Consider the following 21,110-nt stretch of genomic DNA (forward strand, 5'->3'; position numbering starts at 1 on the left):
TGGCCTGCCCGGCGCATCCCGCTAAATAGCTCTAACTTGACAGGGAGGGACGTTTAGCGGAAACAGCAAAAGTACTCCCCCGTGAACCCCTGACTGCGTATAAACGGGATAACTTTGACTCGAACTAACCAACAAACTGCAATTTTTTACAATCTCTTTTTTGTCAGCTGGCAGGATTTTGCTAGAAAAGGTAGAACTATTCATTTAAAACGCAATATTCGCATAAAGGCGCGGTGAAAATTTATTCTAGGGAGGGAAATTTATGTTTTTTATGAAATCCGTGCGGGGCAAGCTGACGGCTTTGTTCGTGGCAGTCAGCGTTGTGGCTACCCTGTCTGTGGGCGGTTATTTCATCTACACGACTATTTCCGATAATGACAAGCTGGTGCAGGAATACCGGCAGGAACTGTCGCAGCATTACGACCGGGAACTGCGTCTGCAGACGGAAGGGCTCGTGTCGTCCCTGAATGGAATCTATGCCCGCCAGCAGAGCGGGGAGTTTTCGGAAGCACAGGCCAAAGCCCTGGCGCTTGATGTGATCCGCTCCGTGCGTTATGACGAAGGCAAGGGGTATTTCTTTGCCGATGAGAAGAACAGCGGTATCTGCGTGGCGCATGCCGGCAACCGGAGTGCAGAAGGCAAGATGCGCCGCAATGAAAAAGATCCCAATGGCGTACCCTACATGGAGAACATGTGGAAGGAAGGCCAGAAGGATGGCGGCGGCTTTGTGGATTTCTCCTATCCGAAACCGGGCGAAACCCAGTCCCTGCCCAAGCGCAACTATGTCATGGAATTCAAGCCCTATGGCTGGATTATCGGTACCGGCTCCTGGATTGACTATATCGATGCGGAAGCCGCCAAATATACGAAGGAAAATCAAGAAGCGCTCTATCATAAGATGCTAATCTCGGCCATCATCATCATTGTGGTCGCGGCTGTGATGGCCCTTTTGGGCGTCAAGATCGCCCAGAGCTTTGGCGATCCGATCAGTTTCGTTACCGGACGCCTGCGCAAGTTTTCCCAGGGGGATTACCGTGCTGAACCTGTAGATCCGGCCTATGTAGCCAGAGAAGACGAAATCGGCGAGATGGTGGAAATTCTGAAGGTGCTGGGTACGAATATGCGCCAGCTCATGGGTTCCATTCGTGAATCAGCTGAGCAGGTAGCCAGCGATGCGGCCCAGCTCAATGAGATGACTTCACAGTCAGCCTCTGCCAGCCAGCAGGTGGCCGAATCCATTACTGACGTGGCCGGAGCCACGAATAAACAGCTGACGGCCATAGATGATGCCTCTCAGTCCATGGATGTGCTCATGGAACGCATTGGCGGCATGGCCCACAATGCGCGCCGGTCTGCTGTGGAAACCCAGCAGGCCACGGAAAAGGCCCAGAACGGCAACAAGGTGGTTATCCGCACCGTCAAGGATATGGCACACTTAAGCGAAGTCGTGGGCGAATCGGCCCGCGTGGTCAATAGCCTCGGTGAACGCTCTGATACCATCGGCCGTATTACCGATACGATTTCTGGCATTGCCGAACAGACCAACCTGCTCGCACTCAATGCTGCGATTGAAGCCGCCCGCGCTGGTGATGCAGGCCGCGGCTTCGCCGTTGTGGCTGATGAGATCCGCAAGCTCGCCGCCCAGTCCGAAGAGGCGGCCAGCCAGATTGCCAGCCTGATCGGGCAGATCCAGAACGAAACCCAGCAGGCCGTCAACAGCATGAACGAAGGTACGGAAAACCTTGCTTTGGCGAAAGACAGCGTCGAAGAGACCGGTCGTGAGTTCTCTGATATCGTGGGCTTGGTCGAAAAGATTGCGGGCCGTTCCCAGCAGATTGCCAGCGCTTCCAAGGAAGCTACGGAAAGTGCCGAAAACTGTCAGTCCGCAATCCGGGATATCGAGAATATGAGCCGCACGGTCGTTTCAAATTCCGAAACAGTATCGGCAGCTACCGAAGAGCAGTCCGCCGCTGTCCATGAAATGAGTACCAATAGCGAACAGCTGGCAAAGATGGCCAGCATGCTGCAGGGTGAAGTACAGAAATTCAAAGTCGAGTAAAGAGATATAGCTTGAGAGGCGATTGTGCAGTGCAATCGTCTCTTAATTTTTGACGGAAAAATACGATAACATATAGAGAGGTTTGTGCAGGTACGGCTTCAAAGGATGGAACGCTATGATTATCAACAATACCGCAACAATGATGACACTAGGAGAATTGAATAAGAATATTACCCGTACTGGCAAGAGTTTGGCAAGACTGGCCTTGGGGGAACGCATCACGGATGCGGGTGCCGATGCTTCCGGCTATGCCGTTTCCGAGCGGATGCGGGTGCGTATCCGTGCCTTAGAGCAGAACGAAGCAAATGTGCAGAACGGCACGGCTCTTTTGCGCGTGGCCGAAGGCGCCATCCAAAACCAGATTGAGCTGATGAAGAGCATCAAGGAAAAAGTCATCGATGCAGATAATGACACCAATACCGACATAGACCGCCAGACCTTGCAGAAAGAGATCAATCAATGCTATCAGGAAATCGAAGACATCGCCCAGGAAACGAACTATAATGGCATTCGGCTGCTGGTGGGGGATCGGGTGGAAGAAAAAGTATTGAGTTGGGTGGTCAAAAGCAATTCGTCATTGCTGGAAGGCAGTGACGCGATGAATATGATCAATGTGATTCCTGATACCTATCCAACCCTCAATGGCATTACCGGGCCGTTTGATTTGTTTCAACCGTCGAAGGTAGAGCAAACTTCCTTGGATCGTGTCGGATTCTCGCCGATGATTTCGTATGAAGGAGGGGAGAATAATATATATACGCTTGACAGCTCATATAATACAGTGGATTCGTTTGATGGAATGGCTTTTCAGGCTGTATATAATTACGTACTAACTAAAACTCCAAGTAGTACACATGAATATCGTGGGGCGATTACTGATTATACAATTGAAGAATTAACGGGAGATGTATATGAGATTGACATTAGTAGTTGTAATTCTGTGCAAGATGTGATGGATGTTATTGAAGCAACTGTTCCTAGTGTGAAGGGATATGGAGTGGATAATAACGGAAACAATTATTTAGTTAGTTCCGAGAAGATTTATGGTAGTACTAATATTGGATACAGTGCAACAGTGGAAACTGTTGCCACCACGGGCCTTTTTAATAGCCCAAGTTACTTTAGTGGAGGGCAAAATGAATCAGGGGCTTGGGATGATGATCCGGATTCACCGCCACCGCAACCTGCTACTAATGCGACATTTTCTTTGTCGGGATTAACTGCAGATACGGGCATTACAATCAATATATATACAGGTCATCCTGTCATACAAATGATGAAATTTGTTTCTGGTAATAGTCGTCCTAATCCATCAACTCCTCCAAATGGTGTTTTAACGGTTGGTGTTGATTATTCTGGGACTTTCAGTTATGGTAAACTTACGGCAAAAATGGAAAACGGAAATTTGACGCTAACAGCAAAACAGGCAGGCGTACAAGGAAACAATTACTATGTTGAAGATGGTATTTCTGGAAAGACGTATGAATATTTGGCGACTAGTCCGTTAATGGGAGAAAATACTAGTAAATATGCATATGCTACGGTGGATGTATCAGGATATACTGATGTGGAAGATTTGATTGATGATTTTAAGGGAAAAGCAATTGTGATGGCAGTAGGAGGAGGTACGGATGCGTGGAACTGGTCAACCAATTGGGCAGTTCGTGATGGGTATACATATTTTGAATTTGTAGATTCATCTTCTGCTGACAAGCTGGATGGAATGTATAAAATCAGGCGATCGAGAGTTTTGGATTTGGATGTTTTACGTAGCAAGGTGGCTGGCGGAACGTCTATCGGAAAAGCTTTTGCAGAATTGGTGGACAGTCAAGTCGTTTCATCAGATCCGACGCTAGGGCGAATAACAGAGGCGAAGGATTCAAATGGACAAACAATAGGTATTAAAGTCAGGGCATCTGCGGAGGGTACAAATGGGAATAAAGAAAAACTGTTTTGGGCACAAGGGCAGCTTCGTTCCTATACCTTAGACTATGGCAAATGGTTTACAGAAAATCCAAATCTTTCGATACCGGATTTCTTAAACAACAAGGGCTTCCGTGCTTATTGTGCCAGCTGTGATAATCAGGTGTTTAATTTTCATTTTATAACAGAGGACTTACCTGATACGCCACGTCCGGAGTCTGACCCTGCTGGTGAGGATATCAAGCATATTTATATTGATGTCTCGAATGTGACGGATGCGTCTTCTCTGGTACAGGCCATTTGTGATCAGGCAATGCCCAAAATGACTGGTGATGATGAGGATTTGAATCACTTTATGCGGCTGATTGCTGATAACGACAAACTGATTATATATGATGAACGACGGCTTACGGATGATTACCTGCGATATGCTAAGGATAATAGTGGAAATCTCATATACGAATATCAATGGGACGATACCTATAATGTCGGTGGAGCCAAGATTGCCGATGGCGTTTGGGATAACGTGGAAGTAGGCGAGCGTAAGATATATGTCAAAGAGCTTGTTATTCAGGACACTGACCATGCCAGCCAGAACATTCATTTGAAGATTCCCCAGACCACAATGGATCATCTTTTTGCGTATGAAGCTGGTTCGCGGGAATGGTCGGAGTTCAATGTACTGACCAGCAAGAACCGGGAGGCACTTTTGGGGAATCAGGTTGGTAAGACTCGTAGCGGCAAAAACATTTCTACGGAAGAAGAAGGTTTGCTGGACCATGCCCTGAATTACCTGATTGGTGCCAATTGTCTGGTCGGGGCACAGAATATGCGCCTGAAAATGACAGAAGCCAATATCGTTACTCAGCGGGAAAGTACCACGGCTTCCGAGTCCACCCTCCGGGATGCGGATATGGCGAAGGAAATGACTGCTTATACCAAGAATAATGTTTTGGTGCAGGCTGCGCAGTCCATGCTGGCACAGGCGAACCAGAATAATTCCGGTGTGCTTAATTTGCTGCAATAGTTTAACGTGAAAAAATCTGCACTCTCGTAAGCATTGAGAGTGCAGATTTTTTTACCGGTTCATAATGGCATCCACGGATTTGATGCAGGCGTTGCGGAAGCCCTGTTCTTCGAGGGCTGTCACGCCGCAGATGGTGGTGCCGGCGGGGCTGCAGACATTGTCCTTTAAGACCCCGGGATGGGTGGCGGTCGCGAGCTGCAATTTGGCTGAACCTAAGACCATCTGGGAGATCAGGCGATAGGCATCCGCGCGTTTGAGGCCGTATTTCACAGCGGCATCGCCGTAAGCCTCGATGAAAAGATCCACGAAAGCCGGGCCGCAGCCGGTGACCGTGCCGCCGATGCCCATAAGGCTGCTCGGCAGTTCCTGAACCAGGCCCACGGCCGCAAAGAGTTTTTTGACCTGTTCCCGATCCTCCGGGGACAGGGTATTTTTTTCTTCAAAGAGCAGTACCCCTTCGCCGACCATGGCCGGGGTGTTGGGCATGATGAACTGCAATGCTGTGTCGGTTTTGAGCACGGTCTGGTATTTGGCAAAATCCCAGCCGGCGGCAATGGAAATCAGGTTCTTGCCGTCTAAGGCGGCACCGAGTTCTGTCAGCACGCTTTCAATCTGATAGGGCTTGCAGGCCATGATGAGGGTATCGCAGCGGCCAGCAAGTTCCGTGACGCTCTGCATGGGTGTGAAGCCGATAAGGGCGGCGTTTTTCGCCAGCTTTTCCTGATTCGGAGCGAAGGCGAAGATATTTTCCCTGGGGATGGCATTGGACTTGATGAAGCCGGCGGCCAGAGCTTGGGCCATATTGCCCATACCGATAAAACCGAGATTTTTCATGGGGACCTCCTATAGTAGAAAAATATTTTTAAGGTCAGTATATACTTGCAGGGAGGATGCGTCAAGATAGGTGAGTAGACATTGCAGCGAAGCAGGGAAATAATCTTTCTTGCAGGAATAGCCTATAATCGGTAGAATATTTTAAGTGGGTTTTTTAAAAAAGTGCGGGTTATCCACAGGCTTATCCCCAAAAGTGTGGATTAGTGGATAATTTTGTGGATAACTTTGGATTGTTTGTGTATTTTGAGGTTTTTATGGATAACCAGAAAAAGGTACTGAAATTGTTTGACTATATCCGCAAGGTGGCTTCCTTGCGGCAGAAGCTGCGGCGCAATATCAAGGAAGAAGAGTGGAGTCTGTTCCTTGATGAGCTGCCGGTGGATCCCAAACGTATTCGTGTGCTGCCACCGGGCGAGGGACAGGAGGATGTCCTGCTTGAGGTGGATAAGCCGGAGTTTTTGCCCTGTCCGGAACTGCCCTTTGATCTCGTGGGCTGGATCCGCACGCCGAACTGGCGGGATTTTGCTGTGGTGGATATCGAGGTGCGGGAGGAGCGCTTGCGTCATGATGAGCGACTGGGGGATGTGACGGAGCGCTTTGTGGATTCCGGTGTACGCCTGGCGGCATTGGAGAAGTGGAAGCGCCAGCGCACCCTCTGGCGGGCCGGTGAGATGGTCAAGAGCCGCACGCAGGAGCTCTTTATGGAACTTTATGAGCTTTACGATAAGCTGCGCAAGGAGCCGGAGCGGCTGGAGCTCGTGGCGGGCAATGGCTTTTTCCTCAGCGGGCTGGATTCGGCTATCAACCATCCGATCATCTTGAAGCGGGTGCGTCTGCATTATGACAACAAGGGCAGGATGCAGCTGCTCGAGTCGGAGTATCCCACGGAACTCTATGTGGATATGTTCCAGGATATGCCCGGCGTGGAGCCGGAGGGGGTCCGTGCCTTTGCTGAGGCGCTGGATGTGGGGGATATGCATCCCTGGGCGGATAATATGGGGGCATTTTTGGCTAATACGGCTACGGCATTGACGCCGAACTGCCGCTATGCGGCCAATCGTTTTGACGTGCTGCCCACGGACTGGTATCTGGCCTATGACCGGCAGGTGCTGTTCCTGCGCAAGGTGCAGCCGGGGACGGAGCGTTCCATTGCCGCCATGATGGCCCGCATTGAACGGGAAGGGGATGTGCCGGAGTCCCTGCTGCGGATTGTGGATGCTGACACCCCACAGGAGCAGGCCGAACCCTTTACTGTGAATCTGGCCGATATCCGGGGGGAGGCTGAGGATATTCTGCTGACCAAGGCTGCCAATGCTGAGCAGCTGGGCATTGCCCGCAAGATTGCCGCATCCCCGGCCGTCGTGGTACAGGGGCCGCCGGGGGCAGGCAAGACGCATACCATTGCCAATCTCTTAGGCCATTTCCTGGCGCAGGGGCAGCATGTGCTGGTCACCAGCGCCACGAACAAGGCGCTGTCTGTATTGAAGGAAAAGCTGCCCGCAGGCATCCAGGATCTCTGTGTGTCCCTGATCGATGGAGCCAAGGGCGATATGGAGCGTTCGGTCAAGGGCATCTGCGAGCGGCTTTCCCATAGCGATGGGGATGAACTGGCCCGGAATGCGGATGAGCTGCAGCAGCAGCGCCAGAAGCTGTTGCAGGTTTTGGCGGAAAAGCGCCGTGAACTGGAAGATATGCAACGCTTTGAAGCCAAGCGGGATTATTTTGTGCTGGATGGCAAAGCCTGGTCCCTTTCCCGCATGGCGGCCTTTATCCATGACCATGCAGACCTGGAAGACGTCGTGCCGGGGCCGGTGGACGAGGGCACGCTGCCCTTGACACAGGCGGAGCTGGAGGAGCTTTATCATAGCAACAGCCTTTTTGACGCGGAGGCGCTGGCGGAAATCGCTGAGGAATTGCCGCAGCGCTCGCAGCTGCTGCGGCCAGAAGAAGCGGGAAAACTGCTGGAACTTTCGGCGGCAGAGGCCACCCAGCGCGAAGAATTGCTCGCAGGACTGCCGGATGTAGCGGTAGATGAGGCGGGCTGCCTCTGGAAGAAGGAACAGCCGGTGGCCCTGGAACTTTCGGCTGAACGCCTGCAGGAGGCCGGAATGCTCTATGTGCAGATCGACTTTGGCCGATTGGCGGAAAAATGGGTGCAGGAAGCGGTCCTGGCCGGCAAGCTGGGCGGCGCGCATCTGGAAGTTTGGCAGATGCTGGGCGCTGCCATCGAGCGGGTGCAGCAGCTCAAGCAGCAGAATATGACGCAGTTCTTTGGTCTGGACTTTCAATATAAAGGGCAGCGGGAGTTCAATCAGGAGCTGATACAGAACCTCGCGGAAATGGCCGCAGCCTTTGATGCGCATGGCAGGCTCACATGGTGGGATAAGCTCGTCCATCGTGAGTGGAAGGAACTGCAGCAGGATTTCACCATTGATGGGCACAGCCTCGCAAGCCGCCGGGAATGCCAGCTGGCCATGCAGTATGTATCGCTCCATCAGGCCCGCCGGGAGGCGGCTGTGAAGTGGCAGCAGCTGCTGGAACCCTATGGCATGGTTACCTATGAGGAACTGGCGGCGCAGGGGGATGACACGGATGATCTTTTGAGTGCCCGTTGGCGGGAGGTCGAGGGCTATCTCCACTGGCAGGAAAATGTCTGGAGCGAGCTGCGGCTGCTTTGGCGTCAGGCCGGCGTCAAGCTGGATCTCACCTATTCCCGGAATCATTACGCCACGCCCCATGGGGAACTGAAAGCGCAGCTTAATTGGCTGGAACAGGACTTTCCGCGCTGGCAGAAACTTCTGCTGATGCAGGCAGCCCGCCAGACTTGTGCTGACAGCCTGCGGGAGACCAAGGCGGCACTCAGTGCGGCCGATGGCCGGCTGGCCCGCAGCTTCCGTACTGCACTTGCGGACGGTGACAGCGCAGCCTATGCGGCGGCTTATGAAAAATTGCTCCGCTATGAAAAACTCCGGCCGGTCTATGACAAGCGGCAGGAATTGCTGGCCCGCCTTGCGGAATTGGCGCCGCAGTGGGCAGCGCGGATTGGCCGTCAGGATGGTCGTGACGGCGGGGCACAGCTGCCGGCACAAATCGAGGACGCCTGGCTCTATGCCCAATTCAGACGGGAACTTTCACAGTTGCCACAGAATGATCCGCAGGCGCTGGAGGCTGAAATTGGGGAGCTCACAACCCGTCTGACGGACGTTACCGCAACATTGGCGGAAAACCGTGCCTGGCAGCATCTGCTGGAGCATGTATCCGGCACCGGCCTGCAGGCCAGCCTCGTGGGCTGGTGCAAGGCCGTACAGAAGCTGGGCAAGGGAAAAGGTCGTTATGCGGCCCGTCACATCCGGGAAGCCAAAGCCTGCATGCTGGAGGCACAGGCGGCAGTACCTGCCTGGATCATGCCTCTTTCGCGGGTTTGGCAGAATGTGAGCCCTGACAGCCCCAAGTTTGATATCATCCTGATCGATGAGGCCAGCCAGGCCGATATCACGGCCCTGCCGCTCCTGTATTTGGGGCGGAAGGTCATCATCGTGGGGGATGACAAGCAGGTGAGCCCGGCGGCTGTAGGCGTTACGGCTGCGGAAATCACCCATCTGCAGAGTACCACCATCGAGGGCGTGATCCAGCATGCTTCGCTCTATACGATGGACACATCCCTTTACGATATCGCGCAGATGAATTTTGCCGCACGGATGCTCACAGAACATTTCCGCTGCGTGCCGGAAATCATCGGCTTTTCCAATCAATTGGTTTACGATGGCCGCATCCGGCCCCTGCGGGAATCGGGCAGCAGCCTGCAGCCCTGGGTGCAGGTGAAGGTCCGTGGTATCCGGGAGCCCGGGAAGAAGCAGAATCTGATGGAAGCCGAGTACATCGTGGCCACTTTGATGGCCTGCCTCGAAGATCCGGCCTATAAGGGAAAGACATTTGGTGCAGTCTCCTTGCTCGGTGAGGAGCAGTCCAAGCTGATCCGGGAACTGGCGGCCAAGGAAATCGGCATCACGGCGCTGGAAGCCTGCGGTTTCCTCTGCGGCAGTCCGGCAGATTTCCAGGGAGATGAACGCGACGTGATCTTCCTGTCGCTGGTGGACAGCCGTGACAGCCTCGAAGCCGGCAAGCAGATGCGGCTGGTGGGCGAGGGCCACGCCGGCGATACGGCCAAACGTTACAATGTAGCTGTCAGCCGGGCCAGAGATCAGCTGTGGATCTTCCATTCCATGGCACAGGAGGATCTCAAAGAAGGGGATCTGCGCCGGACGCTGCTGGAATATGCAGGTGTGCCGCAGATAACTGCCGATGCCGGAGACAAGCAGCCCACGTCGCTGGAACTGACGGTCACTCGCAGCCTGCAGGAAAAAGGCTATGAGATCTGTCAGAATATGATGGTCGGCAGCCTGACTGTTCCCGTGGCAGCACAGTCGGGGGATAAGCGGGTGATCATCGCCTGTGACGGCGAACATTGGGTGGACAGCATCAAGGAAGCGGCCAGCCTGCGTTACAATCAGGCCGTGCTGGAACGCCTGGGCTGGACTTTCCTGCGGGTGCGGGGCAGCCAGTGGTATCTGCATCCTGAAGAATCCCTGCAAAAGCTTGAAAAGCAGCTCCAGGACTGCGGCATAATGCCCGGGAAGCCGCAGCGTGGAGAGGGCGCCGCAGCCGACAGACAGGAGCTGGCCATCTATATACGCCAGCGGGCTGAACAGCTTGTCGGCAAGTGGCATCAAGGGGCTGCAGAAGCATAAAAACAACTTTTTTCAAAAAAACTTAAAAAAAATATAAAAAAGGTGTTGACAGATGATATGGATATGCGTATAATAGTTTTTGTCAGTCAGCGAGACACAGAAAAACTTCTGAATCGCTCCTGAGAAAAGCAAATGCGGAAATAGCTCAGTTGGTAGAGCACCACCTTGCCAAGGTGGGGGTCGCGAGTTCGAGTCTCGTTTTCCGCTCCATATTGTTTGCAAGTTTGAGTAAAATTTGGGCCTATAGCTCAGTTGGTTAGAGCAACCGGCTCATAACCGGTCGGTCCTTGGTTCGAGTCCAAGTGGGCCCACCATTACAAGAACTTCAATATAAATGACTCAGTAGCTCAGTTGGATTAGAGTATTTGACTACGAATCAAAGGGTCGGGGGTTCGAGTCCCTCCTGGGTCACCATTTTATGGGTAGGTGGCCGAGTGGTTAAAGGCAACAGACTGTAAATCTGTCATCTTCGGATTACGATGGTTCGAATCCATCCCTGCCCACCACTTGAAAGGCACAGCGTCGCGTAAGCGGCGCTTTTTCTTTTATATAATAAAAACGAAAGACTTGCGCTTCGTTTGACGAAAAGTCACGAAGTTTGCTAAAATAAGGGCAGTGTATACCGTTGAAGTGGATGAAAATACTAGTGAGGTGGTTTTATTGCGGAAGCAAAGGTTCTTGTTAGTGTTATTTACTTTGGTATGTATGTGTTTTACCGCTGCCCCGGCGGCAGCATCCATATTGGTGAAAGAAGGTTCTACGGGCGAGGCGGTGCGCCACGTTCAGGAACTGTTGATTGAACAGGGCTTCCTTGAAGGGGAGGCCGATGGCGATTGCGGCCCGCTGACCGTGGCGGCGATTGAAAAATTCCAGGAATCCCGCGGTCTGACCGTGGATGGTGTCTGCGGTGATGGGACCTATTACTATCTGTCCGGCGGCAAATCTTATGAAACGGCCGAAGAACCTGCTGAGCAGGAGGAAGCTGTGGCGGCGTCGGATGATGAGGCAGCTATTCCCAGCGGCCGCGCCATGTATGTGTCTGCCTCCGGCTACAGCGCTTATGATCCCGGCAACAGCAAGCACACCGCTAGCGGCACGCTCGTGCGCAAAGGCGTCATTGCTGTCGATCCCAATTTGATCCCGTTGGGGACCAGAGTGTTCATTCCCGGTTATGGCCGGGCCGTGGCTGAAGATGTCGGCGGCGCGATCAAGGGCCATCGTATTGACGTGGCCTTCGACAGCCATGAAGAAGCGCTCCGCTTTGGGCGCAGGGATTTAGAGATCATTATAATTGAATAATTTGTCAGCCCCTGTTGCAGAGCCTGGTCTGCGGCAGGGGACTATTTTTTTGCCTCCGTGCTGAATGACTCCTCCTATAATGCCGTTGACTTAGCGGGACGCTCCGGTCACCACGTCGCTGTTTTCAGCGCATGTACAGGTCCTTTCGTTTTAGGAGCCAGCCTGCGGCAGCGCACTACAGCAAAAAAACAGTCCCCTGCCGCAAGCTGCGGCGACTGGGTATGAAAATACCAAGGCCGCGGCTTTGGCTGTGGAATTTATAGTTAGCATAATTGTTGTGTATTTGTGCAATGTATACATACATACATTACAAAATGTCTAATTTCCGCTGAAAACAACTTGTCAGTGTATACCCTCTATGCTATAATGATATATGAGATATGCAGTTATTGTTTTAATTTATAGGTCAATTGACACAATAGGAGGGGTAAGTATGAGATTTGCAAACTTGAAGAAAGCCCTGGTGGCAGGGCTGGCAGTTGTGGCGCTGGCGGCGGTGTTTACCGGCTGCGGTGGGGACAATGCCGCCGAGAAGAAGTTTCTGAACATCGGTACCGGTGGTACGGCAGGTACATATTACCCCATCGGCGGTGCCATGGCGGAAATCCTCAATAAAGACATTCCGGGCATGAATGCCAGTGCACAGAGCACCGGGGCGTCTGTTGCGAATATCAATATGCTGAAAGATGGTTCTGTGGACTTGGCTATCGTTCAGAATGATATCACCTATTATGCCGTGAACGGCACGGAAATGTTTAAGGATAAGAAGGTCGACGGCCTCAAAGGCATCGCCACGCTCTATCCGGAAACCTGCCAGGCCGTGACGCTCGACAGCTCCGGCATCAAATCCATCGCCGACCTCAAGGGCAAGAAAGTAGCCGTAGGCGCTATGGGTTCCGGTGTTGAAGCCAATGCCCGCCAGATAATGGAAGCATACGGCATCACCTATAATGACATTCAGGTACAGTACCTCTCCTTTGCTGAGGCAGCCAGTGCCCTCAAGGATGGCAACATCGATGTGGCCTTCCTGACCGCTGGTTATCCGACCTCTGCCGTACAGGATATCGCTTCCCAGCACAAAGTCCGCCTGCTGCCGGTAGATGCCGACAAGGCAGACGCCCTGATTGCGAAATATCCGTTCTACACCAAGACGAAGATTCCGGCTGGTACTTATGCCGGCTTCAATGAGGATGTACCGGCCGTATCGGTTATGGCTATGCTGGTAGCAAATGACAAAGTCGATGACAAGCTGGGCTATGAGATCACCAAGGCACTCTTCAAGAACCTGGATCGTCTCCATGCCGCTCATTCTGCTGCCAAGGCTATCCTGAAGGAGAAAGCGCTCGAAGGTATGTCCTTGCCTGTCAATGCAGGGGCTGAGAAGTTCTTCAAAGAGTAAACAGTGTTAGTTGGGGGCTGTTGCACGGCGTGTGACAGCCCTTTTTTGAAAGGTGATATTCTTGCAAAAAGAGTTTTTGCTATGTGGATTAGGACTAATTCTGGCCTTGTGGCAGATACTTACCCTGCCATGTGTCGTCATGTGGGCTGGAGGCCAGCGGCTTTATCTGGGCGAGGCAGCGGCAGGTTTTCCTCTGTCCTTGCGCTTTATTCATTCGGTGCAGAAGACGCCGGTGGAGGAGTTTTTGGCCGTGGATGAGGAACGGAAGGCTTTTGTGCTCAAGGCTACCAAGTACCAGTCTTTCGGTGTGGGCCTGCCCTTTGATGAGACAGAGGGCGAGTTCGTGCAGGAAGGCAATCATTACTGGCTGCGGGGGCAGAACCGTTCTTATCCGCGGTTGGATTTCCGTGTCGGTGTGGGCACGGAACTGAGCATGAATTTGGGGGGGCGGAGCTTTCCCCTGTATGAAGAATATGAACCAGGAACTTTGGTATCGGTGGAGCTGATGCCCTTATGGAAAGGATTGGTTATGCATGAATGATGATGCGAAACGGGCACAGGCCGTGCTGAAGGAGTTTGACAAAGAGTCAGACACGATGGAATATACGGGAGTCATGGCGAAGATCGTAGCTTTTATCGCCATTGCTTTTTCCGTGTTCCAGCTCTATACGGCCACTTTTGGCGTGCTGGATGCGCAGCTGCAGCGCGGGATTCACCTGGGCTTTGGCCTCTGTCTGGTGTATCTGCTCTATCCGACGCGGAAGAGCTGGTCGCGGCATAAGCTGCACCCCTTTGATCTGCTGCTGGCTGTATTGGGAGCAGCGGCACCGGGCTATATCGTTTTTGAATACCAGAATCTGGTAATGCGGGCTGGTATGGTGTCCAATCTGGATCTGGCGATAGGCCTTGTCGGGATTGTGCTGGTCATTGAAGCGGCCCGCCGTGTGGTAGGCCTGCCCATGGTCTGCGTGGTATTGGGCTTCCTGGCCTATGCCTTTGCCGGACCTTATATGCCGGGGGTTTTAGCGCACAGGGGATTGACGCTTTCCCAGCTGGTGGGGCATCTGTTCTATACGACAGAAGGTGTTTTCGGTATTCCCTTGGGCGTATCGTCCACGTTTATTTTCTTGTTTATCCTGTTCGGTGCCTACCTTGAGTCTACGGGACTGGGCAAATTCTTCATCGATCTGGCCAACTCCATTGCGGGCTGGGCCAGCGGCGGTCCGGCGAAGGTTGCTGTACTGTCATCCGGTCTGATGGGCACGGTGTCCGGCAGCTCTGTGGCGAACGTTGTGGGCACGGGCTCGCTGACCATTCCGATGATGAAAAAACTGGGCTATCATAAGAATTTTGCCGGAGCGGTTGAGGCGGCTGCCTCCACCGGCGGCCAGTTGATGCCGCCGGTCATGGGCGCAGCGGCTTTCCTGATGGCTGAGTTCGTAGGTGTTCCCTATATCGATATCGTCAAGGCCGCTGTTGTGCCGGCACTCCTTTATTTTGCCGGCGTATGGCTCGGCGTGCATTTTGAAGCCAAGCGGGGCAAACTCAAAGGCCTGCCCAAAGAACAGCTGCCGCATTTCTTCACGCTTCTGAAGGAGCGCGGTCATCTGGCTCTGCCGCTGGTCATCATCGTGTATCTGCTCGTTTCGGGTTATACGCCGATGCGTGCGGCACTCGTGGCCATCGTACTTGCCATCCTGTGTTCGGCGCTCAGGAAATCCACGCGCATGCAGCCGATCGAGATCGTACGCGGCCTCGAAAAGGGCGCGAAGAATGTCTTAGGCGTGCTCGTGGCCTGCGCAGCGGCCGGTATCATTATCGGCGTGGTGACCAAGACCGGTGTCGGCCTCAAACTGGCTTCGGGTTTGCTTACGCTTTCCGGCGGCCTGCTGCTGCCAACCATGTTCTTCACCATGATCACGGCAATCCTGCTGGGCATGGGCGTGCCGACGACGGCTAACTACGTCATCACTTCCACCATTGCGGCACCGGCGCTGGTGCAGATGGGCGTGCCGGTACTGGCCGCACATATGTTCGTATTCTACTTCGGCATCATCGCCGATGTCACCCCGCCGGTGGCCTTGGCAGCCTATGCGGGCTCCGGTATCAGCGGCGGCAATGCCTTGAAGACCGGTGTCAATGCCTCGAAACTGGCAATCGCGGCGTTCATCATTCCCTATATCTTTGTTATGTCGCCGGTATTGCTGATGATGCAGGGCACGGCGTTGGAACTGTTTATCTCGACCGTGACGGCTTTGGGCGGCATGGTGGCCATCAGTTCGGCACTGATCGGCTATCTGGCCGATGACTGCAGAATGGCAGAACGCCTGATCCTCGTGGCGGCAGGTCTGATGATGATCCAGCCGGGCTTGGTGACCGATGTTATCGGATTGGTGCTCTTTGCCCTGATCCTGGCCGGACAGCTGAAACGCCGTCCCCAAGAGGCGTAAGTAATGCGACTAAAATAAGGACTGTGATTTCACAGTCCTTTTCTTTGCGCCTGCATGTTTATGCGTTATAATAATGGTAGATCATGGAGGGGAGGCAGCCTATGAACCGTGCGATATCTTTTCTGGCAGAGGTCATGCTGCCCTGGGCGGCACGCATATCGGACATCCGTTATCTGCAGGCCCTGAGGGAAGCCTTTGCGATTCTTTTGCCCTTTATTTTGGTGGCGGCATTTTTTGGCATTGCTGAGTGGGTATTGCTGGATCCCTGGGGGACGGTGATGGGGGAAAGCGGGATGAACCTCGGCGCGGCTATCACAGGCCTGGATCCTGCGGGCGAGGCCTATAAGAACTGCGATTTTGTTCGTTCCCTGCAGATCATCCAAAGCCTTTGCGGCAGTGTGGTCACTGTCGGTTTTGGACTGATGTCCCTGCTGTTGGTGGCTTCGCTGGGATACCGGCTGGCCGTTATCTGGCAGGGCAATCCCTTTATCACCGCCCTGACGGCGCTCGGGGCCTTTGTCATCGTCACGCCGCAGGCAGTGGGGGGCACTGCAGGCTTTGACCTGCAGTATTTCGGCAACCGGGGCGTGCTGACTGCATTGCTGGTGGCGACAAGTTCGGCCTGGCTCTTTATCCGGCTGACAAAAAACAGGAATCTTACGATCGATATGCCGGCTGCGGTGCCTCCTACGGTGTCCAAATCCTTTGCTTATCTGCTGCCCATGCTCATCACCTTCTGGTGTTTTGCGCTCTTTGCACTGTTTCTCGCGCAGATGGATTTTATGGGGACGGCATCCCTCAATGAATTGATTTATGCCTTATTCCAGGCGCCGCTGATGGGATTTTCGCAGGGGCTGGGCTTTGCCATGCTTTATCAGGGACTGACCTGGCTGCTTTGGTGGCTGGGAATTCACGGCCATCATGTGACATCGGCCATCCAGAATATGGTCTATGTGCCGGCGCAGCTGGCCAATCAGTCCGGGGAAGGGGCCTACATCATCACCAATGGCTTCTTTGAGGCCGGTCTTTTGCATGTGCTGGCACTGCTGCTGGCCGTCCTGCTGTTTTCCCGGCGGGCTGACTGGCGGGCGGTGGCAAAGGTCAGTTTTCCGGCGATGCTGTTCAATATACAGGAGCCGCTCTTTTTTGGCCTGCCCATCGTCCTCAATCCGCTGCTGCTGATTCCCTATGTGCTGGCTCCTGTGGTGAATACCGTGATTGGTTGCCTGGCTCTGTCCATGGGCTTTGTGCCGCTGTTTAAATATGTGGTACCCTGGACGATGCCGCCTCTGTTTGGCGGCATCATCGGCACGGGTTCGCTGTCGGGCGGCATCCTGCAGCTCGTGTGGCTGGCCGTGGATATCCTTATTTACGCCCCGTTTGTGATGGTGGCGAATCGTACGAAAGAGTGAATCATTATACAGGAAAGGGACCGCGATCAACGCAGTCCCTTTTTGCATGCCGTCAGTCCTGCGGCTGCAAGGCTTTCCACAGCACTTGCGAGCTCAGGGCACTTACGGCGTGCCGTTCAAACGCTTCTTGCATTTTTTGTCCCAGCCCGATTGTGTCTGAGAGTGTTGCATCTGTTGCTTGCTTCAAGAGGAAAATATCCTCTTCCAAAGCAGAAAAACTAATGCCTGGTTCCAAAACGTCCGAACCCCCTATACAGTTGTTTGGTTGTACAACCATGTATAATTATACTAAAGTCAAATATCATTTGGCAATGAAATTTTCGCAGGCTATGGCATAAAATCCCCATTCGCGCTATAATATATTTCATTGTCGATAATAGCTGTTAAAAGGAAGGTTTTTATGATAACGAAAGAATTGATTGCACGTATTAATGAGCTGTCCCGCAAGCAGCGTGCCGCAGGCCTCAGCGATGAGGAAAAGAAAGAGCAGAAGAACCTGCGCGAAATTTATCTGGAAGGCATCCGCGGCCAGATGCGGCAGATGCTGGATAATATTGAAATCGTCGATGATCCGAAAGCCGCTGCCAGCGCTATGCAGGCACCGCTGGCCAGCGATCCGAAAATCACCCGTATCAACGAAGTGGCTATCAACCTGCGCCCCTATGTGAACTGAATCCGGACAACGTGAAAAGGGACTGCCACCCATGGATAGCAATCCCTTTTCAAAGAAGGGGTCCAAACTGCCGCTGCTTCAAATGCCCAAAACCTGCGACTGGCAGGTGGGTGCCTTAAGTCTGGCTTCCGCATGACGCCGAGGCGAACTTCCACCAGAATCAAATCAGGCTCCCTGTAAAAAATGTAGGTTGGACATTCCAAAAGCCCACGCACACCCCAGGCTTATCCTTCTTTGTAAGTATAGTAGCATAAAAAAAAAACAAGTGCAAGACTTGACAAATGCAAACTTTTGAAAATATTTATTTAATTTGCTCATATCCGCAAAATATTTGTCATCAAGGGCTAAATCATATATAATTAAGAGTAGAGAACGTTGTTTAAAAGGAGAAATTACCATGGAAAATAAATTCAGTGTGGCCATCAGTTTCGGCCATGACTTAGGTTGGATTGACTATGATGGCGACAGCAAGAGCGCTGTTGTGAACATCAAGAATGACGAGGCTAAAAGCCTCACCGAAAAATATCTGGCGGAAAAGCACAGCATCAAAGTGCCTCATGCAACGCTTATGGACTTCACGGCTGAGGAAGTAGATCCCCTGGCTGATGTCAAGAGCTTCAAACTGGCCCTGACGCGACTGTGGAATATCACGAAGGTGCATGTGGATTGGAGCCGTCCGGTGGACTATGTAAAGGAACATCCCAGCTACTGAGAACCAGCCCCTTTGGGGGCTGCTTTTTATATAGGAGAAAAGATGATGAAACTTCGCAGGATATTGGCTTTTTTAGCGGCGGTTCTATGTCTGACCTATGCGCAGCTGGCACAGGCTGTGCCGCAGGATAGTTTTCATGAAAAATACAGGCTGGTGCAGGTAATCGTCCTGTCCCGGCATAATATCCGGGCACCATTCAATGGTCCGGATTCATCACTGAGCAAGACCACGGACCATGCATGGCATGATTTCGGTGTGGCTGCCGGGGAACTTACGCCCCGGGGCGCACAGATGGAAGAATATATGGGACGTTATTTCCGCCAGTATGTGGATCAGGAAGGCCTGTTTGCCGCGGAATACCTGCCGGAAAAAAACGATATCCGTTTTGCGGCCAACGGCTTTCAGCGGACCATTGCCACGGCCCAGAACTTTGCCAAGGGCTTTTTGCCGGGACTGGACGTAGGTGTGGATTACCGTGGCGATGTCGGGGATGCAGATCCGACTTTCCTGCCGGGGACAGCGGGACATAAGGAAGCTTTTGCGGCAGCCAATCGGGCTGAAGTAGAGGCCCTGGGCGGCAGCAGCAAGTTATTGCAGGATATCGTGCCGGGGATAAAACTGGCGGCCAAAGTGCTGGACCGGCCGGAGACAGATACTGCGGAGGTCACGGCGGCTGTGGACGACGAGCTGCGCATCAGTGAAAGTTTTCGTCCACTGATGAAGGCCTGCGATGCACTGACCTTGCAATATTATGAACTTGGTGCAGATAATGCCGCCTTTGGCCATAAATTGAGCTTCAAGGAGTGGCAGGAAATTGCGGCGGTAAAGGATCTGGGCATTCATCTTTGCCGGAATGTGCCGACGTTATCCCGGGCGCTGTCACGGCCCTTGCTCTCGGTGATTCAGGAAGAACTCAACACGCGCCAGCGCAGGTTTACCTTCCTTTGCGGCCACGATATCAATATCGCTTCGGTGATGGGCGCTATGGAAGTAAAGAATACGTCACTGCCGGAAACCATCGAACAGGAATCCCCCATCGGCTGCAAGATCGTGGTGGAAGAATGGGAGGACAGGACCGGCGAAAGCTTTATCAATCTCAAGCTGATCTATCCCAAGAGCGACCAGCTGGCCAAGGCAGAACCCCTGACCGCTGTCAATCCCCCGGAGGCAGTGCCATTGCATCTGCAGAATATCCGGGCCAATGAAGACGGCCTGATCACCATGCAGGACTTCCAGCAGCGCCTCACGGACGCCATTGTCAGCGATGCGGAACTCATGGGAATCCATTACTGATTTCAGGTTGGAGCGTTACGATTACTTGCCAAATAATCCTTCATTGCTTATAATAGTAACTATGTCTTTACGGGAAAGCCCTTGCAGGCCGATGTCATGCACATTTTATGGCTCACGGGATGGCGTAAGGATGAAGTTTTTAGGAGGAATCATCAATAATGGCAAGAAAAGTAAACTACGAAGAAAAGATCAGTGCGTTGGAAGCAAAAATTGCCAAGAAACAGAGCGAAATCAAAGCAATGAAAGCACAGGTTTCTGAACTGAAAGCCAAGAAGGCAAAGAGCGACTATCAGGAACTGACCGAATACATGCTGGCCAATAACCTGACGGCAGAAGAAGTTCTGGCCTGCATCAAGGACTGAATTGCATAGAATAGGAAACAGGGCTGAAATAGCCCTGTTTTTGTATACACAAAAAAGCTCCAATGACGGACTGTTTGATAAAATAAAAAAAGTGAAGATGTATATCAATCAAGCGTCGTCACTTCACAAAGCAAACAGATTTTATGAACAAAGGCAATGTTATGAAAAAGCAAGATCATTGTTTACGGCTGCAGGCGGTTGAATTTAAGAGGAGAGAGTATTTATATAGGCATGGTTGATGCTATTTAGTAAAAGCTGGAGCTTGACCAGTCAGATTGACAAGTCAAGCTCCAGCTTTTTCGTGCATATGGTTAAGGATGGCAAACCTTGCAGGCAATATATCCGTCAGTTACAGCCGCATCTCGAGAGCTATAGGGAATGAAATTCTCCGGGTGCTTGATGGTGCGTGTTTATTGGGATGGCGGGGTGAGTGTTTTACTTGTTGGTCGATTTTATAAGCTGCTGGATAGCGGACAAGCTCTACGCAATTGTGTAGGGCTTATTTTTTGTCAAGGGCTGAATGGGTATTTATTCGTTAGGGGGAGTTTATGCAAATGCTGATGATTGAACTCAATCTGGAAAACAACAAGTACATCACCCTGTCCATCCCCGATCCGCTGGAGGATGTAACCAAGGCGGCGGTGGTTGAGGCCGCAGAGGAAATCGTGGCCAAGAATGCCATTTCTGCGGGGGGGTGAAGCATGAAAAAGACACTGGTTATTATCTTATGGCTGGAAGGGACAGGGACAATGACGCTGGATATACCCAACCCACGCGACGGCCTGACCGGCGCGGATGTCAGTATGGCCATGTTTGAGGCCTTGAGGCGGAATGTCATCCAAAATGACAAGTCAATATTAAGGCGGGCGGCTGACTGGCTGATTTGACCAGTCAGCCGTTTCTCGTGCCCCATGTGGGG

At 52.5% G+C, this 21,110-nt stretch carries 15 protein-coding genes, 4 tRNA genes, 1 other RNA gene and 2 pseudogenes; 19 read left to right on the top strand and 3 right to left on the bottom strand.

The genetic code is table 11. The features are described 5' to 3' along the window. The first annotated feature begins 262 nt into the window (after positions 1-262). The 3 genes and pseudogenes from BLQ59_RS13215 to BLQ59_RS16595 form a co-directional block, all read left to right on the top strand. A complete protein-coding gene (locus tag BLQ59_RS13215; RefSeq protein ID WP_081342580.1) occupies positions 263-2,059 on the top strand; it encodes a methyl-accepting chemotaxis protein in 1,797 nt (598 codons plus the stop codon). Between the two features lie 115 nt (positions 2,060-2,174). Beyond that, positions 2,175-2,573 (top strand): annotated as a pseudogene (locus BLQ59_RS16435) (flagellin); the annotation flags it as partial. Positions 2,574-4,754: 2,181 nt separating this feature from the next. Continuing rightward, a pseudogene (locus BLQ59_RS16595) lies at positions 4,755-5,009 on the top strand (flagellin); the annotation flags it as partial. Positions 5,010-5,060: 51 nt separating this feature from the next. Here BLQ59_RS16595 and proC read toward each other — a convergent pair. Further along, positions 5,061-5,843, bottom strand: coding sequence for a pyrroline-5-carboxylate reductase (gene proC, locus BLQ59_RS13225; protein ID WP_074573329.1), 783 nt, complete (start codon positions 5,841-5,843; stop codon positions 5,061-5,063). A 254-nt stretch (positions 5,844-6,097) separates the two neighbouring features. Here proC and BLQ59_RS13230 point away from each other — a divergent pair, with 254 nt between their 5' ends. The 10 genes from BLQ59_RS13230 to BLQ59_RS13275 all read left to right on the top strand — a co-directional run bounded on the left by BLQ59_RS13230 (position 6,098) and on the right by BLQ59_RS13275 (position 17,151). Beyond that, a complete protein-coding gene (locus BLQ59_RS13230) occupies positions 6,098-10,591 on the top strand; it encodes an AAA domain-containing protein (RefSeq protein ID WP_143005363.1) in 4,494 nt (1,497 codons plus the stop codon). 134 nt (positions 10,592-10,725) lie between these two features. Beyond that, positions 10,726-10,801, top strand: a tRNA-Gly gene (locus BLQ59_RS13235). Positions 10,802-10,828: 27 nt separating this feature from the next. Continuing rightward, positions 10,829-10,905, top strand: a tRNA-Ile gene (locus BLQ59_RS13240). Positions 10,906-10,927: 22 nt separating this feature from the next. Next, positions 10,928-11,005: transfer RNA gene (locus BLQ59_RS13245), tRNA-Arg, on the top strand. 6 nt (positions 11,006-11,011) lie between these two features. Beyond that, positions 11,012-11,097, top strand: a tRNA-Tyr gene (locus tag BLQ59_RS13250). 199 nt (positions 11,098-11,296) lie between these two features. Beyond that, complete coding sequence (locus tag BLQ59_RS13255) at positions 11,297-11,890, top strand: 3D domain-containing protein (RefSeq protein ID WP_074573331.1); 594 nt, start codon at positions 11,297-11,299, stop codon at positions 11,888-11,890. A 433-nt stretch (positions 11,891-12,323) separates the two neighbouring features. Next, complete coding sequence (locus BLQ59_RS13260; protein ID WP_074573332.1) at positions 12,324-13,289, top strand: TAXI family TRAP transporter solute-binding subunit; 966 nt, start codon at positions 12,324-12,326, stop codon at positions 13,287-13,289. Positions 13,290-13,365: 76 nt separating this feature from the next. Next, the gene (locus BLQ59_RS13265) at positions 13,366-13,830 is read left to right on the top strand and encodes a DUF1850 domain-containing protein (RefSeq protein ID WP_218122911.1); all 465 of its coding nucleotides are present in this window, start codon (positions 13,366-13,368) and stop codon (positions 13,828-13,830) included. Continuing rightward, the gene (locus tag BLQ59_RS13270) at positions 13,823-15,739 is read left to right on the top strand and encodes a TRAP transporter permease (protein WP_074573334.1); all 1,917 of its coding nucleotides are present in this window, start codon (positions 13,823-13,825) and stop codon (positions 15,737-15,739) included. Before BLQ59_RS13265 ends, BLQ59_RS13270 begins: the two co-directional genes overlap by 8 nt. Positions 15,740-15,840: 101 nt before the next feature. Further along, positions 15,841-17,151 carry a PTS sugar transporter subunit IIC gene (locus BLQ59_RS13275; RefSeq protein ID WP_074573335.1) on the top strand — a complete coding sequence of 437 codons (1,311 nt, stop codon included), beginning with the start codon at positions 15,841-15,843 and terminating at the stop codon, positions 17,149-17,151. Positions 17,152-17,203: 52 nt separating this feature from the next. Here BLQ59_RS13275 and BLQ59_RS13280 read toward each other — a convergent pair whose 3' ends face one another. After that, positions 17,204-17,386, bottom strand: a complete 183-nt coding sequence (locus tag BLQ59_RS13280) for a hypothetical protein (protein WP_074573336.1) — start codon at positions 17,384-17,386, stop codon at positions 17,204-17,206. Positions 17,387-17,551: 165 nt separating this feature from the next. Between BLQ59_RS13280 and BLQ59_RS13285 the strand changes: the two genes are divergently transcribed. Further along, positions 17,552-17,824, top strand: a complete 273-nt coding sequence (locus tag BLQ59_RS13285) for a DUF896 domain-containing protein (protein ID WP_074573337.1) — start codon at positions 17,552-17,554, stop codon at positions 17,822-17,824. A gap of 55 nt (positions 17,825-17,879) precedes the next feature. Here the strand turns inward: BLQ59_RS13285 and ssrS are convergent. Then, positions 17,880-18,052: non-coding RNA, 6S RNA (gene ssrS, locus BLQ59_RS13290), on the bottom strand. 169 nt (positions 18,053-18,221) lie between these two features. On the opposite strand from ssrS, the gene BLQ59_RS13295 reads away from it, so the two are divergent. The 5 genes from BLQ59_RS13295 to BLQ59_RS13320 all read left to right on the top strand — a co-directional run bounded on the left by BLQ59_RS13295 (position 18,222) and on the right by BLQ59_RS13320 (position 21,078). Further along, positions 18,222-18,536, top strand: a complete 315-nt coding sequence (locus tag BLQ59_RS13295) for a hypothetical protein (protein WP_074573338.1) — start codon at positions 18,222-18,224, stop codon at positions 18,534-18,536. A 42-nt stretch (positions 18,537-18,578) separates the two neighbouring features. Continuing rightward, complete coding sequence (locus BLQ59_RS13300) at positions 18,579-19,829, top strand: histidine-type phosphatase (RefSeq protein WP_081342582.1); 1,251 nt, start codon at positions 18,579-18,581, stop codon at positions 19,827-19,829. A 158-nt stretch (positions 19,830-19,987) separates the two neighbouring features. Continuing rightward, entirely contained in the window at positions 19,988-20,191 is a 204-nt protein-coding gene (locus BLQ59_RS13305) for a protein kinase (RefSeq protein ID WP_074573340.1), read from the top strand. A gap of 554 nt (positions 20,192-20,745) precedes the next feature. Then, complete coding sequence (locus BLQ59_RS13315) at positions 20,746-20,889, top strand: DUF2922 domain-containing protein (protein ID WP_176756814.1); 144 nt, start codon at positions 20,746-20,748, stop codon at positions 20,887-20,889. A 3-nt stretch (positions 20,890-20,892) separates the two neighbouring features. Continuing rightward, positions 20,893-21,078 carry a DUF2922 family protein gene (locus tag BLQ59_RS13320; RefSeq protein WP_074573341.1) on the top strand — a complete coding sequence of 62 codons (186 nt, stop codon included), beginning with the start codon at positions 20,893-20,895 and terminating at the stop codon, positions 21,076-21,078. The last annotated feature ends 32 nt before the right edge of the window (positions 21,079-21,110 follow it).

The organism is Pseudoselenomonas ruminantium, from assembly GCF_900104055.1.
GTDB lineage: Bacteria > Bacillota > Negativicutes > Selenomonadales > Selenomonadaceae > Selenomonas_A > Selenomonas_A ruminantium_C.